This is a genomic window from Bauldia litoralis (assembly GCF_900104485.1).
Lineage (GTDB): Bacteria > Pseudomonadota > Alphaproteobacteria > Rhizobiales > Kaistiaceae > Bauldia > Bauldia litoralis.
The window spans coordinates 175,346-193,302 of the sequence record NZ_FMXQ01000008.1 but is presented as its reverse complement, the minus strand read 5'-3'; the positions used below and the strand labels follow the sequence as shown (position 1 = coordinate 193,302).

The following is a 17,957-nucleotide window of genomic DNA, read 5'->3' as shown; positions in this document are numbered from 1 at the left end:
TCAGTGAACCTTTCCGGTCGTGACGCGCTGGGCCAGGACACTGCACATCAGCCGCAGGAAGACCGCGTTGGTGCTGGCGTAGCGCCACCAGAGACGTCGCGGCTCCTGCAGGACGCGGTAGAGCCATTCGAAACCGCTTTTCTGCACCCACACCGGAGCCCGCGCGACCATGCCCGACAGGACGTCGAAGGAGCCTCCGACACCCATGACGAAGGGGACACCGAACCGGTCGCGATACTTGCCGAGGAGACGCTCCTTGGCTGGCGTCGGCAGGCCGATGAACAGGCAGTCGGCATTGCTCGCCCGGACCCGGTCGACGATCCTCGGTTCCTCCTCCGGCGTGAAATAGCCGTCCTGGACCCCGGCCATGACCAGTCCCGGGTACCGGCGGCAGGCTTCCTCGGCGGCGCGATGGACGACACTGTCGGTGGCGCCGAGAAAATACGGCCGATACCCTTTGGCGGCGCACTGCTCGAGCAGCCGGTTCATCAGGTCGATGCCGGCCGCCCGTTCGGGGACGCGGATGCCGGCCATCCGAAGGCCGAGCACGAGGCCCATGCCATCGACGCCGATCAGGTCGCTACCGACAATATCCTCGCGAAGCTCCGCGTCCGACTGCGCCTTCACGACCTTCGCGACATTCACCGCGACATGCTGGACTCGGGTCCGCGATCGCATGCCCTCAAGGGCGCGATCGACGGTTTCGTCCATCGTCAGGATGTCTATGGGAAGGTCGAGAAACGACACACGCATCGTCAGTAATACCTCACGCCGCAGAGGATATTCTTAATTTTGCTCTCTGCAGAGAATTAGATAAATAACAACGGATAACTTTCAATGCGTTTTATCTGTTAATATTAATGACGAGATCGCTGCACGAGACGCGCGAAGGACGACGGAGGGGCGATTTCATCCACTGTCGCGGTGCCACGCGGCTCTGCGGCGGACAGCGAGCGCGCGGCGCTGGCGCTTCTGGCAGCGCCCGGTGGCAAAACCGGCGTCGGGGATTAACCCATATCCAGAAAAATTCTTTAAGATTTGATTTAAACTGCCTATTGGTCGTGAACGCATGCTCGGAACGCGAACCATGTCGGCAACGCCGGATAGCAAGACAAGCGAACACCAGACAATTGCAGACGTTTTTCTGCAATTCATTGGCGCGCACCGGCTGATATTTTGCTTAATTGTATCCTTAATTGAAGGAACAGTGGCAGCTCTTTGCGTTTTGATCGTTTCGTTTTGCTACCACGCTTTTATCCTTGATGTTGAGCCACAGACTTTCCGCTGGACGATCTACCTGACCTTCGCTGCCCTGACCGGAACGATCTACGGCGGATCGGCGGCCGCGGCATGTAGTCGGTTCCTCGATTACGGTCGTCGGACCAACACCGCCTTGCCCAGTAGCGTCGTGCAGTGGACAGGCGCTTTCGCCACGGTGCTCTTTCTTGCCTTCCTCAGCGGCAGCGTCGCGGAATTCTCACGCGTCTCCCTGACGTCGGCCTACTTGCTTGGCATCCCGGTCCTGATCGGGACCCGAAACCTCGTCCGCTCGATCTCGACCAACCGCATCCGCAGCGGCGAACTGGCCCTGCAGAAGGTGGCCGTGATCGGCAAGCGAATCGACGTCGTCGGCTTTCTGCTCAATGGCCATCTGTCGCGCTTCGGATACCGGCTGACCAACGTCCTCTACATTGACGACATCGCCGACCGGGACGGCATGCCCGACGAGGAACGGCTCAGCACATTTGCCGCCGACAGCGTCCAGCTCGGCGCCAGCTACGTCATCTTCGTCGGCGACGGATTCAGCCTGAAGAAGCTTCAGCCGATTGTCTCGGCGCTCCAGCGTTTCGCCCTCAATTTCGCCTATGCGCCGGTGACCAAGACCGCGCCGCTCAACCTTGTCGACGTCGTCGCGATCGGCCCGAACAACGCCCTGCGCTTCATGCGCAAGCCGCTGAGCGACGCCGGGGTCTTCGTCAAGCGGGCGATGGATATCGTGCTGTCCGCCATCGGCCTGGTCGTGCTCGCCCCGTCCTTCCTGATCATCGCCGCGATCATCCATCTGGACAGCCCCGGCCCGGCCTTCTTCCGCCAGGCCCGGCGCGGCTTCAACGGCGAAGTCTTCATGATCTGGAAGTTCCGCACGATGACGGTCATGGAAAATGGCGACATTCGCCAGGCGGTGCGCGGCGACATCCGGGTGACGAAGGTCGGGCGCATCCTCCGCGCGCTGAGCATCGACGAGCTGCCGCAGCTGATCAACGTCTTCTTCGGCGAGATGAGCCTCGTCGGTCCCCGGCCGCATGCGGTGTCGCACGACAACGAGCTGAGCAGCCAGCTGGCGACCTACGCCAACCGCCAGCGGATCAAGCCCGGCATCACCGGCTGGGCACAGGTCCACGGCTTTCGCGGTGCGACGCTGACGATGGAGATGCTCGAAGGCCGCACCTCCCACGACCTCTACTACATCGACAATTGGTCGGTTTTTCTCGATGTCTGGATCATGATCCTGACCGTCTTTTCCGCCTCGGCGCGGAAGAACGCGGTCTAGCCGACAGGCCTGTCGCCTTCAGACCTCGATCCGGAACTGCACCCCGCCAGCGCCGACGCGCCCGCGCCACGCGATGCGGCTGGCCGGTACCCTGATCCCGAAGGACGGCGACACCCACCCGCCGGCGAGACCCTCCTCGCCTCGCGCGATCGCGATGGCGCCTTGCGGCAGGACGATACGGACCACCATGTCGCCGCCGCGTGAGACGACGACCGCGTCGCCGTCGCGTGTCGCGTCGAGCGCCGGGGCAAGCTGGAAGCAGACCTCGGCATCCGCCTCGCCGCCGCCCAGCAGCCTGTCGGTGATGTGAATCCGGTCGGCACCGGCGGCGAGCGTACGCTCGTGGCGCAGGCCATTGCGCTTCACATATCCATCGTGTGACGCGCGTAGCCGCCACTGCGGTCCATCCACCCGCTCGTCGAGACGGGCCGTGGCCTTGTGCGACCAGTTGAACGCGCCCGCCATGACGCTCTGGTCCGTGTCGTCGATCGACAGGGTGTTGTGGGCGCGGGTACCTCGGAACCAGTCGCGCAAGGCGCTGTCCGCGTTGTAGGCGCAGGTCCCGGGATCGACCAGCACCGGCGTGCCATCGACCGCCAGGAAGATGGAGAGCGCGTCGGCGTGGCCATGAGCGGCGATGGAGAGATAGCCGAGCGGTCCGTGGTCGAGGACGAGCAGGATATCCCGCCCCCCTGCCCGGTCACGGAATACCGAGTAGCCGCCGGTTTCGAAGGTCCGCTGCCCGACCGGTGCTGGCGACGTGCCGGCCTTGTCGAAGATGACATTGCGGAGCGTCTCGCCCGCAAAGGCCGGCCCTTTCCCGCGGACCCAGGCAGCGGCGGCGGAAGCGACGGAGGCGACGTAGCGCGGCTCGTCGCCCCCCAACGTCAGCACGCGCCCCTCGTCGTCGTCGCCGATCGCCGGCACCGAACCGTTGGCCGTCGCGATCCAGATGACGAAGTCGGCAAAGCGGCCAAGTCGATCCTCGACCTCTGTGGGAAACGGATGCCCGGCGGTTCGCGCGACCACGATGCAAAGCAGCAGGAACTCGACGCTGAAGGCGCCATAGGTCGGCGACTGTTCGGCCGGGACGCCGTCGGGCAGGATCTGGAGGAGCGCTTCGCGCGCCAGTACTGCCTGCGCCCGAGCGACCATCGCGCCCGCCCCGGTCAGCTCCGGCATCGCCACCGCGATGAGGAATTCGCCCGCCACCTCGGCAATCAGGTGGTTGTTCGCCGAGGAGAAGCGCGACGGAAAGCGCGCGAGCCAGAAGGCGTGCGCCTTCAGCATGGTGCGCATCCGGGTCAGCGTCTCCGGCTTGAGACGGTCCCCGCAGAGCGAGGCGACCACCAGCAGGCTGATCGATCGGAGCGCCAGTTCGATTCCCGAACTCCAGCCGATGCCCATGAAGGGCGGATTGGCGTCGTACCAACTGGCGATCGCCGCATCGATCGCGGCCGTCGCCGCCGCGTCATCGTCGAGCAGCGCCTTTGCCGCCAGCGGCTGCAGGAATTGCAGGCGGTTGAATTCCCAGACCTGCTTGACGTCGCCGAGGCCCTGCTGGCGCCGATAGGCGATGTCGAAGGTATAGGCTTCGCTGCCCGGCCACAGTCCGCCCGTCGTCGGATCGAGACGCCAGATCCCGGCCGGGAAAAGGGCTTCCGGCGAGCGCTGCGGCCAGGCGACGCCCAGCGCCTTGAAACGCCCGGCGAGGACGTCTGCCGCGGCCGCGTCGATCGCCTGACGCGCTGCGACCGGGGCGGCCGCCACCGCTTCGCGGATGCCGGGCAGCATCGGCGGCCTGGCGGCGGAGTCGGCGAACCGCTCCCAGCCCCGATGGTGGCGGCGGGAATAGGCTTTCCTGGCGTGTTCGGAAACCCGGAAGGCGACTTCCCGGAGCGGCATGTTGCGCAGGCGCCGGACGTACCAGCCGAGCGAACCGGGACCGGTCGTCACCGCGCGTTTCATCGTCGCTCCCTCTGCGTGGCTGTTGCCTGCCGATGGGCCGGGAAGATGCGTCAGGAGACGTTAAGATTCAGGTGCGCGACGGTGTTTCGCGCTGCTCAGAAGATGCGTTCCTGCACGTAGAGCGTATCGCCTGGCTTGATCGGATCGGTCATGTCGAGGCTGATCGTCTCGACCTCGCCGCCGGTGCGCCGGCTGACTTTGACGAAGCGCTTGTCGGCCCGCGGCGTGAACCCGCCGGCCGTGGCGATTGCGCTCTGCACGGTCATCCCCGGTGCGAAGCTGTACTGCCCCGCGGCGGCGACCTCGCCCATGGCGAAGAAGGGCCGGTAGCGCACGACCTCGATCGAGACATTGGGATCGCGGACAAAGCCCTTTTGCAGCTTCGCCTTGACCAGGTTCGCGACCTCGGCCGTCGAGCGGTTGCGCACCGACACGTTGCCGATCAGCGGCACCGAGATCGCACCCGCCTGATCGACGATATAGGTGTTCGAGAGATTGTCCTGGCCGAAGACCACCATCCGCAGCTGATCGCCACTGTCGAGGCGATAGGGAGCGACGAGATCCCCGTGATTCACCAGCATCGCGGGGTCGTAGGTCGCGCATCCGGCGAGCAGCGCCAATGCCGCGACGACCTTGGTGATGATTGCGAATCGCATTTCGGTTTTCGGCCCCAAATCGGTGGCACGACTATCGGCAACTATGGTTAACGAGCGGTAAAGCAGGGTCGCCCCGGCGCCACGGCCGGACGCGCAAATGCGTAGAATAATTTTCCAAGACCTTTCGCCTGCCACCTGTTAGCAAACCGCGCATTCGAAGCGCCCTGGCGCGATGGCTTTGATGGAAGAGGGAGCAGGTCGACCCGTGTTCGAGAAGGGAATCATCGTCGTCGGCGGCGGTCATGGCGGATCACAGGCCGCGGCCAGTCTTCGGGCGGAAGGCTACGAGGGCGGGCTGACACTGGTGACGGCCGAGCCTGACATTCCCTACCAGCGCCCGCCGCTTTCCAAGGCCTTTCTCAAGGAGGCCGATCACAACCTTCTCCCGCTCCGGCCAGAAGCCTTCTACGAGAAGAACGACATCACCCTGATGCTGGAGACCGAGGCGACCGGCATCGACCGCCAGGCGCAGACACTCGGCCTATCCGATGGCAGCGCCCTGCCCTTCGACCGGCTGGTGCTGGCGCCGGGATCGCGGGCGCGCATGCCGGGGATCGAAGGCATTGACCTCGACGGCGTGCTGGCGCTGCGCAACGCCAAGGACGCCCGCGCCATCCGCGACCGGCTCTACGCGGCAAACGATGTTGTCGTGGTCGGCGGCGGCTTCATCGGCCTCGAGATCGCCGCAACCGCCCGCCTGCTCGGCAAGACCGTGACGGTCCTCGAGGCGGCGGAGCGTCTGATGGGGCGGGTCGTCGCGCCGGAAATCTCCGCCCACTTCCTCGCTCTTCACCGCGGCTGGGGAAGCGACATCCGGCTCGCCACGCCGGTCGGCCGCATCGTTGGCGATTCAGGCCATGTCGTCTCGGTCGAGACCGCCGCCGGAGACCCGATCCCGGCGGACCTCGCGATCATCGGCATCGGCGTCATACCGAATGTCGAACTCGGCAAGAGCGCCGGCTTGACCATCGACAACGGCATCCTCGTCGACGATGTGATGGCGACCAGCGTGCCGGAAATCTTCGCCCTCGGCGATTGCGCGACCTTCGACCATTGGAGCCTCGGCCGCCGCATCCGGCTGGAATCGGTCCAGAACGCCGTCGACCAGGCCAAATGCGCCGCCCGGGCAATTCTCGGCAAGCCCGAGCCGTTCCGCGAGGTGCCGTGGTTCTGGTCGGATCAGGGCGACGTCAAGCTGCAGATGGTCGGCCTCCCGTTCAACGCGACGCGAAGCGTCACTCGCGGCGCGCCGGACAGCGGCATCTTTTCGGTGTTTCACTTTGACGGGGATCGCCTGGTGGCGATCGACTCGGTCAACCGCGCGGCCGATCACATGGTCGGGCGACGCCTGCTCGGCGCGAGTCAATCACCCTCGCCCGAATCCTGCGCGGACGAATCCTTTGACCTGAAGTCGTTGATCGCGAGGCCGCCACGCGGCTGAGCCTCACGGTCGATCGAGGCCCGCTTAGCTCAGCAGGCCCTTCACCACGGTGCTGGCCTTGCCGAAGTCCATGCGGCCCTGGTAGCGCGATTTCAGCGTCTGCATGCAGCGGCCGATGTCGCGCAGGCCCTTGGCGTTGGTCTCCTTGACCAGATCGGCGCAGGCCGAGCGAACCTCGTCCTCGTCGAGCTGTGCGGGCAGGAAGGCCTTGATGATCGCGATTTCCTCGAGTTCCTGCTCGGCCAGGTCGAGGCGGTTGCCCTCCTCGTAGGTCTTGGCGGATTCAAGGCGCTGGCGAATCATCTTGGTCAGGATTTCGAGGATGTCCTCGTCGCTGACCGGATCCCTGCCAGCCCCCCGCGCCGCGATGTCGCGGTCCAGAATCGCCGCATTTATCAGGCGTAAGGTGGAAACCTTCCGCTTGTTCTTGTCGAGCGTCGACTGTTTGAGAGCCGCATTGATCTGCTCACGCATTCCGAGCCTCCTGGTGGCGCGACGCGCGAGGATAACCCCGCGCGCTTCCACGCGCAACTTTTCGATCGTCCGTAAGTATCTGATTCAACTGGACTTTGTATTTTGGTCCACAGTTGACGCGATGATACGGCTCACCTACTTTGGCCCCGCGCATCATCAGCGCGTTCGTGCCGATTACCCATCGGCGCAATCATATGGTTCCAACACCCGCGGAAATCAAGATGCCCGATTCAGGCTGGACTGAGCCACGCCCGACCGCCGTTCTGATCCTTGCCGACGGCACGGTGATCGAAGGACAGGGAATCGGCGCCGAGGGCGAAGCGACCGGAGAGGTCTGCTTCAACACCGCGATGACCGGCTACCAGGAGATCCTCACCGATCCCTCCTATGCCGGCCAGATCATCACCTTCACCTTTCCGCATATCGGCAATGTCGGCGTCAACGACGAGGACATCGAGACGGTCAACATGGCTGCCTCCTCCGGCGTGCGCGGCTGCGTGCTGAAGACCGACATCACCGATCCGTCGAACTACCGCGCGACGCGGGACTTCGACCAGTGGCTGCGGGCCCGCGGCATCATCGGCCTCGCCGGCATCGACACCCGGGCGCTGACCACCCTGATCCGCACCAAGGGCGCCGCCGACGCGATCATCGTCCACGACCGCCGCGGCGATTTCGACCTTGCCCGGCTCAAGGCCGAGGCCAAGGGTTGGCCGGGGCTGGTCGGCATGGACCTGGCCAAGGACATCACCACCGCCCAGACCTACACTTGGGACGAGACCTCCTGGCAGTGGGACAAGGGCTATGGCCGGATGGAATCGCCGCGCCATCATGTCGTCGCGGTCGACTACGGCATCAAGCGCAACATCCTGCGGCTGCTCGCCGACCATGGCTGCCGGGTGACGGTGCTGCCGGCGACCGCCACCGGCGAGGAGATCCTCGCCCACAAGCCGGACGGCGTCTTCCTCTCCAATGGCCCCGGCGACCCGGAGGCGACTGGCGCCTATGCCGTGCCGGCCATCCGCCATGTCGTCGACTCCGGCACGCCGACCTTCGGCATCTGCCTCGGCCACCAGATGCTCGGCATCGCGCTGGGCGGCAAGACGGTGAAGATGCACCAGGGCCATCACGGAGCCAACCACCCGGTCAAGGACCTGACCACCGGCAAGGTCGAGATCACCTCGATGAACCACGGCTTCGCCGTCGACACCGACACGCTGCCGGCCGGCGTCGAACAGACCCATGTGTCGCTGTTCGATGGTTCGAATTGCGGGTTGCGGCTCGGCGACCGTCCGGTCTTCTCGGTCCAGTATCACCCGGAAGCCTCCCCGGGCCCCCGCGACTCGCGCTACCTGTTCGAGCGCTTCACCGACATGATGGACGCCAAGGGCTGACGCCGACCCGAGCGGCCGCTCCTGCGCCGAGCACGATCGGCGCAGGCATGGTTGACCGGCGCGCTACATGCCGACGCCCTTGTTGACGAACTGCAGGGTGTAGCCCTTCTGCCAGTCCAGGTCGGCCGGATAGACGCCGGCTTCGACCATGGTCTCGAAAAAGGCCTGCCAGCGTTCGTCGGTCATCACGCCGATCCCGAGGGTCTCGGCGTCGCCGCCGGTAGCCAGCTCAAACGCATTCATCGCCGCGACCGCTTCGTCGGCCTTGTCCAGCGAATAGTCAGGATTGTCGGCGAGGATGAGCGCGTCGGCCTTCGACCGCTCCGAGGTCAGATACCCATACCAGCCCTTGATCGAGGCATCGACGAAGCGCTGGACCAGATCGGGGTGGTCTTCGACCATCTGGATCGACGTGCCGATCAGCGTCGCGTAGGAGCCGTAGCCGTTGTCGGCGAGCAGGAAGACCTCCGGCTCGATTCCCGCCTCGCGCGCCCGGAACGGCTCGTTGGTGACATAGCCCTGCTGGATCGCGGTCGGATCGGCGAGGAAGGGAGCGATGCTGTAGGCGTAGGGACGAATCTGCTCGTCGCTGAAGCCGAACTTGACCCGCAGGAACTGCCAGAAGGTCTCATGCGCCCCGGCAGCGATGAAGATCGGCTTGTCCTTCAGTTCCGACAGCTTCGTGAGCCCCTGGTCGGCGTGGGCAAGAAGGATTTGCGGATCTTTCTGGAAAGTCGCGGCGACCGCGATATAGGGGATGTTCTCCCGCACCATGTTGAGCGGATTGAACGAGCCGGACAGCATGGCGAAGTCGAGCTGTCCGCCGATCAGCAGGGCCGGCGTGTTGACCTGCGGACCGCCGGGCTTGATCTCGACGTCGAGACCGTACTCCTCGTAGATGCCGTAGGCCTTGGCGTAGTAGAAGCCGCCATGTTCGGCCTGCGCCGTCCAGTTGGTGCCGAAGGTCACCTTGTCGGCGGCGAAGGCGGGCAGCGCCGCCGCGATTGCGAGGGCCACGTATCCCGCCACCGCCATATGCTTCAGGCTCATTGGTCCGAACTCCTCTCTGTTGGCTATGCAGCGACGCGCATGGCCAGGATTTTCCGGCGCAGGTGCTCGCCCGATGTCGTCGGCGGGTACTTGGCCGGGTTGACCTGATCGAGGCTCTCGATCACGCAGTCGTAATTGGGCTGGTGGAAGAAGATCAGCGAGTAGCGCGCCTTGTCCCACTCGGACTCCGGCGGGTTGGCGACGCGGTGGAGCGTCGACACCCACAGGTCGTTGGTCCACTGGGCCATCAGGTCGCCGAGGTTGACCACAAGCGTGCCCGGCTCGACCGGCACGTCTTCCCATTCGCTGCCATCCCACACCTGCAGGCCACTGACCGACGGGTGACCGTAGACCAGCGTCAGGCTGCCGAAATCGGTGTGGGCGCCGCCGCGCAACTGGCCGGGCTTCGGCGCCGCCGGCATCGGTGGATAGTGGTAGGCGACGAGGTTGGTGAAGTGCTTGTCGACCTTGGCGTCGAAGAAGTCCTCCGGCAGTTCGAGGGCCAGCGCGAAGATACGCATCAGCGTCGTCGCCACCCCCTCCATCGCCAGGTAATAGTCCGAAAAGGCCTGCTCGAAGCCGGGGACATCCTCCGGGTCGGGCCAGACATTGGGAGCGAACAGCTTTCCCGCGGCCGGGTTGCTGTAATACGGGTCGCTCTTGTCCTGCACGCGATTGACGCTGAAGCCCTCACGCAGATCGGGCGGCGCGTCGTCGCCGAGCGACTGGCCAAGCGACATGTTGGCCAGTTCCGAGTAGCCGCGGAACGAACCGTCCGCCGGTATCGCCCGCTTCTTCGTCTCCACCGGAAGATCGAAGAAGCCCTTGGAGACACCGAGCATCGCGTCGAACATCTCGGCCGGAACGCCGTGGCCGGAGATCACCAGGAAGCCGATCGACCGACAGGCATCGGCCACCTGTTCGACCACTGCCTGCTTGTCTCGACCGGTACGGAAATCGGTGAGGTCGATGACGGGAACTTTGCGGGTCATGGAGGTCACCTCAAGAGTCTGCAATCGCGAACCGTGGCCGCGCGAAGCCGCGCTGCCTCCCTCCATGCAAAGCAATAAGAAGACCAGATCGGACATACGCCGGACCCTGGGGCGGTATGGCCAGAAGCGCTGCTCGCATGCGCCCCGCCGTTGCGCACGGCGAGGATCAGACGCCTATCGGCGCGGCACGGCCGTGCTCAAAAGCCCGGCAGGGACACGGTCCTACTTGCTGCTTTCGGTCGAGGAGGCCTGCGGACCGCAGGTCCTCTCGACCAGCATCGCCAGTTCGTGCGCCCGGATCTGGTCGAGCTTCTCGTGCAGCGCGGCGATCTCGATCTCGGCCTTGAGATTGACCTCGTAGTCGTGGGCGGCGCTGAGGCGATCCTTCGCCGCCTGCCGGTTCTGCGACATGATGATCACCGGCGCCTGGACCGCGGCGAGCAGCGACAGGATCAGGTTGAGGAAGATGAAGGGATAGGGATCGAATGGCCGGGCGAAGACGAGCCAGGTGTTGAGCAGCATCCACAGCGCCACGAACGTCAGGAAGCCGATGATGAAGGTCCAGGATCCGCCGATCTCGGCGACCCGATCGGCGACCCGCTGACCGAAGGTGAAGCTCTCCTGGAACTCGACGTTGATGTTGCGGGACACGGCCAACCGCCGCGCCGCCCGCTCGATCACGGCTTTTTCCCGCGGCGTCAGGTCGCCCTCGTCCAGCGCCAGCAGCCGGCTTGCGAGTTCTGCGATGGTGTCACTCGGCATGGGAGACCTCCGACTTCGACGCTGCCGAAGATAACACCTGCCGTCGCCCGCATGACATGCGCAGCGGCCGGGCGCTTTCGATCAGCCGCCCTCGCGCCGGCAGACCGATCGCGCCACCCAGGCGTCGTCGCCGGTTTCGCTGTGGACGAAGCGGATGGTGTTGGCGTCGACCAGGGTGCCGTGGTGCCGGTGTCCGTCGCCGAAGGCGACCATGTCGACGGTCTCGTTGTCCCAGCCGATGACGCCGAGCGCCTTGATCGTGCCGCTGAAGGACGAGGTGCCCGCCTGGTTGCCGGTGACGTCGTTATCCGGCGGCAGCGACCAGTCCATCTCGGCGGTGAACAGCGCGTCTCGCTGGTCGGCGATGGTGATTGCGTAGGTCAGCGTCGTCCACTCGCCACGGATCAGCATCGGCGTGGCGTCGCAGGCCCAGTCGCCGCCGAGATCGGGCGGGCTCGATTGCGCCGCCGCCGGTACAGCAAGCCCGAGGGACAGAAGGAGCGCAGCTCCCGTCGCTTTCCGCATGGATTCCTCCCCTGAAGGCAACGCGGCTCGCCCGGCGAGATCAGATATTCGCCGGACCGAAGGTATCGCAGGCGTCGAGGTTACCCTGCTCGAAGCCGCGTTTGAACCACCGGCTGCGCTGCGCCGAGGAGCCGTGGTTAAAGCTCTCCGGGACGACATAGCCCTGGGTGCGCTGCTGGATCGCGTCATCGCCGATCTGGGCGGCGGCGTTCAGCGCCTCGTCAATGTCGCCGACTTCGAGAACGTCTCGCGTCTCGGCGTCATGCGCCCAGATGCCGGCCAGGCAATCGGCCTGGAGTTCGAGCCGCACCGACAATTCGTTCGCCTTGGCCTTGCTCGCCTTCTGTCGCGCCGCATTGACGTCGGGAAGCACACCAAGAAGGTTCTGGATGTGGTGGCCGATCTCGTGGGCGATGACATAGGCCTGGGCGAAATCGCCGGGCGCGTCGAAGCGGTCGCGGAGTTCGCGGTAGAAGTCGAGGTCGATGTAAACCTTCTGGTCGCCCGGGCAGTAGAACGGCCCGGTCGCCGCGCTGGCAAAGCCGCAGGCCGACGATGTCTGCCCCGAAAAGAGCACCAGGATGGGCTCTTTGTAGGTCTCACCGCCTTCGCGGAAAATGCGCTGCCAAGTGCTCTCCGTATCGGCGAGCACCACGGCGACGAACTGCCCGCCGGCATCGTCGGGGGTGCCCGTCGGCGCCTGTTGCCGGCTGGGCTGGCCAGTCACGACGGGACCGCCGCCACCGCCGCCGCTGAGGAGTTCAAGCGGGTTGATCCCGGCAATCCAGGCGACAATCAGGATCACGACGATCGCGCCGATCCCGAGTCCGCCGCCGGCGCGCGCCCGACCGGTCGGCAGGCCGATCCGGGAACCGCCACTGCGGCCGAAACCGCCGAATCCGCCGCTGCTGCCGCGACGGTCCTCAATATTGCTGCTCTGCCGTCGCCCGCGCCACTTCACGTGTCTGCTCCTGAGCCTTGAAACCGACCGACATTCGACGGCGAAGAATGAAACGTCAATCGGGGCCGGAGCGTTCCGCCGATCGCTCGAGTGCGGTCAAAGGCTGTCGACGGTATCCTTCAGCCGCTGCTGCACTTCGCCTGCGATCTTGCCCAGCGCGGAACTGCCGACCGCCTGCATGGACGCGACCGGATCGACTGCCGCGACCTCGACCTTGCCGTCCTCCGTCGCGCGAACAATGACGTTGCACGGCAGCATCGTCCCGATCTTGTCCTCGGCCTGGAGAGCCTCGAAGGCGAATCCGGGGTTGCAGGCGCCGAGGATGGTGTAGGGCGGCATGTCGGCGTCGATTTTCTTCTTCATCGTCGCCTGGACGTCGATAGTGGTCAGCACGCCGAAGCCGCGTTCCGCCAGCGCCGCGGTAACCGCTTCGATCGCCGCGTCGAACGGCATATCGACGGTCTTGGCAAAATAATAGGCCATGATCTCACTCTTCGGCTGAACCTGATTTCCGTATCTCCTTACATGGTCACCGCGTGCCGGGTCCGAAACCCCCGGAAATCCCGCCAGGCGATGTCGCAGCCAATAACGCCCGCCCATCTTCCCCCCGCCGCCCATTTCCCCTATAAGCCGCCTCCAGCCTCATATTTTCGCCTTGGCCCCGGTCGGAATCGCCGCCCCGGGGTTTCGTTCGCGCCTGGAGCCCCATGCCCAAACGCACAGATATCCAGTCCGTCCTCATCATCGGCGCCGGCCCGATTGTCATCGGCCAGGCCTGCGAGTTCGACTATTCCGGAACCCAGGCCGTCAAGGCGCTGAAGGAAGAGGGTTACCGGGTCGTCCTGGTCAATTCGAATCCGGCGACGATCATGACCGATCCGGAGATCGCCGACGCCACCTATATCGAGCCGATCACCCCGGAACTGGTCGCCAAGATCATCGAGAAGGAGCGCAGCGAGCGCCCTGACGAGAAGCTGGTCCTGCTGCCGACCATGGGCGGCCAGACGGCGCTCAACTGCGCCCTGTCGCTGCGCAAGGACGGCGTTCTCGACAAGTTCGACGTCGAACTGATCGGTGCCACCGCCGAGGCCATCGACAAGGCCGAGGATCGCGAACTGTTCCGCGAGGCGATGGGCAAGATCGGCCTCGAGACTCCCCGCTCCGAGTTGGCCCATTCGCTGGTCGATGCACTGAAGGCCATGGATATCATCGGCCTGCCGGCGATCATCCGCCCCTCTTTCACCATGGGCGGCACCGGCGGCGGCATCGCCTACAACCGCGAGGAATTCCTCGAAATCGTCGAGCGCGGCATTGACGCCTCGCCGACCGACGAAGTGCTGATCGAGGAATCGGTGATCGGCTGGAAGGAGTTCGAGATGGAGGTGGTCCGCGACAAGGCGGACAACTGCATCATCGTCTGCTCGATCGAGAATATCGACCCGATGGGCATCCATACCGGCGATTCGATCACCGTCGCCCCGGCCCTGACGCTGACCGACAAGGAATTCCAGGTCATGCGCGACGCCTCGCTCGCGGTCTTGCGCGAGATCGGCGTCGAGACCGGCGGCTCCAACGTCCAGTTCGCCGTCAATCCGGCCGACGGCCGGCTGATCGTCATCGAGATGAACCCGCGGGTGTCGCGCTCCTCGGCGTTGGCGTCGAAGGCGACCGGCTTCCCGATCGCCAAGGTCGCCGCCAAGCTGGCTGTCGGCTACACCCTCGACGAACTTGAGAACGACATCACCGGCGGTGCGACTCCGGCCGCCTTCGAGCCGACCATCGACTACGTCGTCACCAAGATCCCGCGCTTCGCCTTCGAGAAATTCCCCGGCGCCGAGCCGCTGCTGACCACCGCGATGAAGTCGGTCGGCGAGGTCATGGCGATCGGCCGGACCTTTGCCGAGTCCCTGCAGAAAGCGCTGCGCGGTCTCGAGACCGGCTATTCGGGCCTCGACGAAGTCGTCATCCCCGGCCTCGACGAAGGCGACGACAAGAACGCCATCCGCGCCGCCCTCGGCCGGCCGACGCCGGACCGGCTTCTGACCTGCGCCCAGGCGATGCGCCACGGCATGTCGATCGAGGAGATCCACGCGGTTTCGAAGATCGATCCGTGGTTTCTCAGGCAGTTACAGTCAATCGTTGAATCGGAAAGCAAGGTTCGCAGTCATGGCCTGCCGGACATTCCCGGCCCGCTGCGGCGGCTGAAGGCAATGGGCTTTTCCGACGCGCGGCTTGGCGGGCTGGCCGGCAAGTCGGAGGCAGATGTCGCCGCCTTGCGGGCGGAACTCGGCGTCCATCCCGTCTACAAGCGCATCGACACCTGCGCCGCCGAATTCGCCTCGCCGACCGCCTATCTCTACTCGACCTACGAGCCGCCCTTCGCCGGAGCGGCAGCCTCCGAGGCCGAGCCGACCGACCGCCGCAAGGTCATCATCCTCGGCGGCGGCCCGAACCGCATCGGCCAGGGAATCGAGTTCGACTATTGCTGCTGCCACGCCTGCTTCGCGCTCTCGGACGCGGGCTTCGAGACGATCATGATCAACTGCAACCCGGAGACCGTGTCGACCGATTACGACACCTCCGACCGGCTCTATTTCGAGCCGCTGACGGCCGAGGACGTGCTCGAGATCGTCCGGGTCGAGCAGTCGAAAGGCACGCTGCATGGGGTCATCGTCCAGTTCGGCGGCCAGACCCCGCTGAAGCTCGCCCATGCCCTGCAGGAGGCGGACGTTCCGATCCTCGGCACCTCGCCGGACGCCATCGACCTGGCCGAGGACCGCGACCGCTTCCAGAAGCTGATTTCCAAGCTCGGCCTGAAGCAGCCGAAGAACGGCATCGCCTATTCGGTCGAACAGGCGCGGCTGGTCGTCGCCGAACTCGGCTATCCGCTGGTGGTGCGGCCGTCCTACGTGCTCGGCGGGCGGGCGATGCAGATCATCCGCGAGGACACGCAACTCGGCGACTACCTGCTCGGCACGCTGCCAGAGCTTGTGCCGGGCGACGTCAAGATCCGCTACCCGAACGACAAGACCGGCCAGATCAACACGCTGCTCGGCAAGAATCCGCTGCTCTTCGACCGCTACCTCTCGGACGCCATCGAGGTCGATGTCGATGCCCTGGCCGACACCAAGGACGTCTTCATCTGCGGGATCATGGAGCACATCGAGCAGGCCGGCATTCATTCCGGCGATTCCGCCTGCTCTCTGCCGCCCCATTCCCTTTCGGCCGAGACCATCGCCGAACTGGAGAAGCAGACGCGGGCGCTCGCCCTCGGGCTGGAGGTTCGCGGCCTGATGAACGTCCAGTACGCGATCAAGGACGGCGACATCTACGTCCTCGAGGTCAATCCGCGCGCCTCGCGAACCGTGCCCTTCGTCGCCAAGACGGTCGGCAAGCCCTTCGCCAAGATCGGCTCTCTGGTGATGGCCGGGACGCCGCTGGCGGATTTCGACCTGAAGCCGAATGGCATCGATCACGTTGCGGTCAAGGAAGCCGTCTTCCCCTTCGCCCGCTTCCCGAATGTTGACACGCTTCTCGGCCCGGAAATGCGCTCGACCGGCGAGGCGATGGGGCTCGACCGGGACTATGCGGTCGCCTTCGCCAAGAGCCAGCTTGCAGCCGGCGGCGCGGTGCCGATCAGCGGCACGGTCTTCGTTTCCGTCCGCGACAGCGACAAGTCCGGCATTGTCAATGCGATGAAGCTGCTGAAGTCGCTGGGATTCGATATCGTCGCCACCAGCGGCACCCAGCGGTTCCTCGAGGCGGAAGGCGTTCCCTGCGCCAAGATCAACAAGGTGCTTGAAGGTCGGCCGCACATCGTCGATGCTATCAAGAATGGAGGCATCCAGCTCGTCATCAACACGACGGAAGGCAGGCAGGCTTTCACCGATAGTCGGTCGCTGAGACGCGCCGCGCTTTTGCACCGGGTCCCGTATTATACGACGATCGCAGGTGCGGTCGCGGCGTCACTGGGGATCGAGGCATACAAGCACGGCAGTCTTGAAGTCCGGCCACTGCAATCCTATTTTTCTCCGGCTTGACCAAGACCACCAAAAACTGAATCGGGTCGCGGTGTTCCAGCAGGAATGGAATGCGGGCCTTGTGGTATGACTGAGCACGGAATCGGCAAGCAAGCCGACCAAGAACGAGGTTGAAGGGTAATGGAAAACGTTCCAATGACCGCAGCCGGACACGCGGCGCTGGAATTGGAGTTGAAGCGGCGCACCTCCGAGGAGCGTCCGCGGATCATCGAACAGATTGCCGAGGCCCGCGGCCATGGCGACCTGTCCGAGAACGCCGAATACCACGCTGCGAAGGAAGCCCATGGCCTTAACGAGGGGCGCATCATGGAGCTCGAAGACAAGCTCTCGCGCGCCGAGATCATCGATGTCGCCAAGCTGACCGGCTCGAAGACCATCAAGTTCGGCGCGACCGTGACCCTCGTTGACGAGGATACGGAAGAAAAGAAGAAATATCAGATCGTTGGCGACCTCGAGGCCGACGTGAAGGAGGGCAAGATCTCGATCTCCTCGCCCATCGCGCGCGCCCTGATCGGCAAGTCGAAGAACGATACCGTCGAAGTGGCGGCGCCCGGCGGCGCGCGCTCCTACGAGATCATCTCCGTCAAATACGGCTGACGACGCCTCCCCGGCCCATCAATTTATCGGCACCGCCGGCTCATCCTTGAGCCGGCGAATGACCAGCGACGTCCGCACGCTCTCGACCTGCGGCGAGCGCGTCAGGTCCTCGATGATGAAGGACTGGAAGGTTTCGAGATCCGGTGCGACACATTTCAGGATGAAATCGATGTCGCCGGACAGCATGTGGCACTCGCGCACGATCCGCCATTCCCGCACCTTTTCCTCGAAGGCCGCAAGATCGGCCTGGCTCTGGCTCGACAGCCCCACCAGGGCAAAGGCGCTCACGGTCAGGCCCAGCGCCTTCGTATCGATCAGCGCCCTGTAGCCCTCGATGACGCCCGCCTCTTCCAGTGCCCGGACGCGGCGCAGGCACGGCGGCGCCGAGACACCGACGCGCTGCGCCAGCGCAACGTTGGTGATCCTGCCATTCGCCTGAAGTTCCTTGAGAATCTTCCAGTCAATCGCGTCAAGTCGGGCTTTCACGTCTGGCGATCTCGCTTCCGAAGTTCATGGCGGTGGTGCTACGCGGCGGAATGTTACCCA

Annotated in this window: 16 protein-coding genes; 5 read left to right on the top strand and 11 right to left on the bottom strand. The window is 64.9% G+C overall.

All coding sequences use genetic code 11. The features are described 5' to 3' along the window. Positions 1 to 753, bottom strand: coding sequence for a WecB/TagA/CpsF family glycosyltransferase (locus tag BLT60_RS18865; protein WP_090878837.1), 753 nt, complete (start codon positions 751 to 753; stop codon positions 1 to 3). Positions 754 to 1,069: 316 nt separating this feature from the next. On the opposite strand from BLT60_RS18865, the gene BLT60_RS18860 reads away from it, so the two are divergent. Continuing rightward, positions 1,070 to 2,551, top strand: coding sequence for an exopolysaccharide biosynthesis polyprenyl glycosylphosphotransferase (locus tag BLT60_RS18860; RefSeq protein ID WP_090878835.1), 1,482 nt, complete (start codon positions 1,070 to 1,072; stop codon positions 2,549 to 2,551). An 18-nt stretch (positions 2,552 to 2,569) separates the two neighbouring features. Here BLT60_RS18860 and BLT60_RS18855 read toward each other — a convergent pair whose 3' ends face one another. Further along, on the bottom strand, positions 2,570 to 4,519 hold the full coding sequence (locus BLT60_RS18855; RefSeq protein ID WP_090878834.1) for an alginate lyase family protein: 1,950 nt from the start codon (positions 4,517 to 4,519) through the stop codon (positions 2,570 to 2,572). A gap of 95 nt (positions 4,520 to 4,614) precedes the next feature. Further along, the gene (locus BLT60_RS18850) at positions 4,615 to 5,175 is read right to left on the bottom strand and encodes a polysaccharide biosynthesis/export family protein (RefSeq protein WP_090878832.1); all 561 of its coding nucleotides are present in this window, start codon (positions 5,173 to 5,175) and stop codon (positions 4,615 to 4,617) included. Positions 5,176 to 5,356: 181 nt separating this feature from the next. Between BLT60_RS18850 and BLT60_RS18845 the strand changes: the two genes are divergently transcribed. Further along, entirely contained in the window at positions 5,357 to 6,616 is a 1,260-nt protein-coding gene (locus BLT60_RS18845) for an NAD(P)/FAD-dependent oxidoreductase (RefSeq protein ID WP_090878830.1), read from the top strand. A gap of 24 nt (positions 6,617 to 6,640) precedes the next feature. On the opposite strand, the gene BLT60_RS18840 is transcribed toward BLT60_RS18845, so the two are convergent. Next, positions 6,641 to 7,090: a GatB/YqeY domain-containing protein gene (locus tag BLT60_RS18840; RefSeq protein WP_090878828.1), complete on the bottom strand. Its 450-nt coding sequence runs from the start codon at positions 7,088 to 7,090 to the stop codon at positions 6,641 to 6,643. A gap of 221 nt (positions 7,091 to 7,311) precedes the next feature. On the opposite strand from BLT60_RS18840, the gene carA reads away from it, so the two are divergent. Continuing rightward, positions 7,312 to 8,484 carry a glutamine-hydrolyzing carbamoyl-phosphate synthase small subunit gene (carA, locus tag BLT60_RS18835; protein WP_090878972.1) on the top strand — a complete coding sequence of 391 codons (1,173 nt, stop codon included), beginning with the start codon at positions 7,312 to 7,314 and terminating at the stop codon, positions 8,482 to 8,484. 63 nt (positions 8,485 to 8,547) lie between these two features. On the opposite strand, the gene BLT60_RS18830 is transcribed toward carA, so the two are convergent. The 6 genes from BLT60_RS18830 to BLT60_RS18805 all read right to left on the bottom strand — a co-directional run bounded on the left by BLT60_RS18830 (position 8,548) and on the right by BLT60_RS18805 (position 13,257). Then, positions 8,548 to 9,534, bottom strand: a complete 987-nt coding sequence (locus BLT60_RS18830) for an ABC transporter substrate-binding protein (RefSeq protein WP_175478523.1) — start codon at positions 9,532 to 9,534, stop codon at positions 8,548 to 8,550. Positions 9,535 to 9,557: 23 nt separating this feature from the next. Then, on the bottom strand, positions 9,558 to 10,526 hold the full coding sequence (locus BLT60_RS18825; RefSeq protein ID WP_090878826.1) for an isopenicillin N synthase family dioxygenase: 969 nt from the start codon (positions 10,524 to 10,526) through the stop codon (positions 9,558 to 9,560). Positions 10,527 to 10,748: 222 nt separating this feature from the next. Further along, positions 10,749 to 11,288: a DUF1003 domain-containing protein gene (locus BLT60_RS18820; RefSeq protein WP_090878824.1), complete on the bottom strand. Its 540-nt coding sequence runs from the start codon at positions 11,286 to 11,288 to the stop codon at positions 10,749 to 10,751. 81 nt (positions 11,289 to 11,369) lie between these two features. Next, positions 11,370 to 11,813, bottom strand: a complete 444-nt coding sequence (locus tag BLT60_RS18815) for a hypothetical protein (RefSeq protein WP_090878822.1) — start codon at positions 11,811 to 11,813, stop codon at positions 11,370 to 11,372. Positions 11,814 to 11,853: 40 nt separating this feature from the next. Next, complete coding sequence (gene ypfJ / locus BLT60_RS18810; protein ID WP_090878820.1) at positions 11,854 to 12,774, bottom strand: KPN_02809 family neutral zinc metallopeptidase; 921 nt, start codon at positions 12,772 to 12,774, stop codon at positions 11,854 to 11,856. Positions 12,775 to 12,870: 96 nt separating this feature from the next. Further along, positions 12,871 to 13,257 (bottom strand): DUF302 domain-containing protein, encoded by a 387-nt coding sequence (locus BLT60_RS18805; protein WP_090878819.1) that lies wholly within the window; start codon positions 13,255 to 13,257, stop codon positions 12,871 to 12,873. Between the two features lie 224 nt (positions 13,258 to 13,481). Here BLT60_RS18805 and carB point away from each other — a divergent pair, with 224 nt between their 5' ends. Continuing rightward, a complete protein-coding gene (gene carB / locus BLT60_RS18800; RefSeq protein ID WP_090878817.1) occupies positions 13,482 to 16,814 on the top strand; it encodes a carbamoyl-phosphate synthase large subunit in 3,333 nt (1,110 codons plus the stop codon). Between the two features lie 120 nt (positions 16,815 to 16,934). Continuing rightward, positions 16,935 to 17,411, top strand: coding sequence for a transcription elongation factor GreA (greA, locus tag BLT60_RS18795; protein ID WP_090878815.1), 477 nt, complete (start codon positions 16,935 to 16,937; stop codon positions 17,409 to 17,411). An 18-nt stretch (positions 17,412 to 17,429) separates the two neighbouring features. Here the strand turns inward: greA and BLT60_RS18790 are convergent, their stop codons facing one another. Then, on the bottom strand, positions 17,430 to 17,897 hold the full coding sequence (locus tag BLT60_RS18790; RefSeq protein ID WP_090878813.1) for an Lrp/AsnC family transcriptional regulator: 468 nt from the start codon (positions 17,895 to 17,897) through the stop codon (positions 17,430 to 17,432). Between the last annotated feature and the right edge of the window lie 60 nt (positions 17,898 to 17,957).

What these genes read in the sequence shown, in the direction of transcription:
- BLT60_RS18865 (WP_090878837.1), bottom strand. Translation starts at nt 753, where the DNA reads ATGCGTGTGTCGTTTCTCGACCTTCCCATAGACATCCTGACGATGGAC.
- carB (WP_090878817.1), top strand. Translation starts at nt 13,482, where the DNA reads ATGCCCAAACGCACAGATATCCAGTCCGTCCTCATCATCGGCGCCGGC.
- BLT60_RS18850 (WP_090878832.1), bottom strand. Translation starts at nt 5,175, where the DNA reads ATGCGATTCGCAATCATCACCAAGGTCGTCGCGGCATTGGCGCTGCTC.
- BLT60_RS18855 (WP_090878834.1), bottom strand. Translation starts at nt 4,519, where the DNA reads ATGAAACGCGCGGTGACGACCGGTCCCGGTTCGCTCGGCTGGTACGTC.
- BLT60_RS18815 (WP_090878822.1), bottom strand. Translation starts at nt 11,813, where the DNA reads ATGCGGAAAGCGACGGGAGCTGCGCTCCTTCTGTCCCTCGGGCTTGCT.
- BLT60_RS18820 (WP_090878824.1), bottom strand. Translation starts at nt 11,288, where the DNA reads ATGCCGAGTGACACCATCGCAGAACTCGCAAGCCGGCTGCTGGCGCTG.
- BLT60_RS18840 (WP_090878828.1), bottom strand. Translation starts at nt 7,090, where the DNA reads ATGCGTGAGCAGATCAATGCGGCTCTCAAACAGTCGACGCTCGACAAG.
- carA (WP_090878972.1), top strand. Translation starts at nt 7,312, where the DNA reads ATGCCCGATTCAGGCTGGACTGAGCCACGCCCGACCGCCGTTCTGATC.
- BLT60_RS18830 (WP_175478523.1), bottom strand. Translation starts at nt 9,534, where the DNA reads ATGAGCCTGAAGCATATGGCGGTGGCGGGATACGTGGCCCTCGCAATC.
- greA (WP_090878815.1), top strand. Translation starts at nt 16,935, where the DNA reads ATGGAAAACGTTCCAATGACCGCAGCCGGACACGCGGCGCTGGAATTG.
- BLT60_RS18825 (WP_090878826.1), bottom strand. Translation starts at nt 10,526, where the DNA reads ATGACCCGCAAAGTTCCCGTCATCGACCTCACCGATTTCCGTACCGGT.
- BLT60_RS18845 (WP_090878830.1), top strand. Translation starts at nt 5,357, where the DNA reads ATGGAAGAGGGAGCAGGTCGACCCGTGTTCGAGAAGGGAATCATCGTC.
- BLT60_RS18860 (WP_090878835.1), top strand. Translation starts at nt 1,070, where the DNA reads ATGCTCGGAACGCGAACCATGTCGGCAACGCCGGATAGCAAGACAAGC.
- BLT60_RS18805 (WP_090878819.1), bottom strand. Translation starts at nt 13,257, where the DNA reads ATGGCCTATTATTTTGCCAAGACCGTCGATATGCCGTTCGACGCGGCG.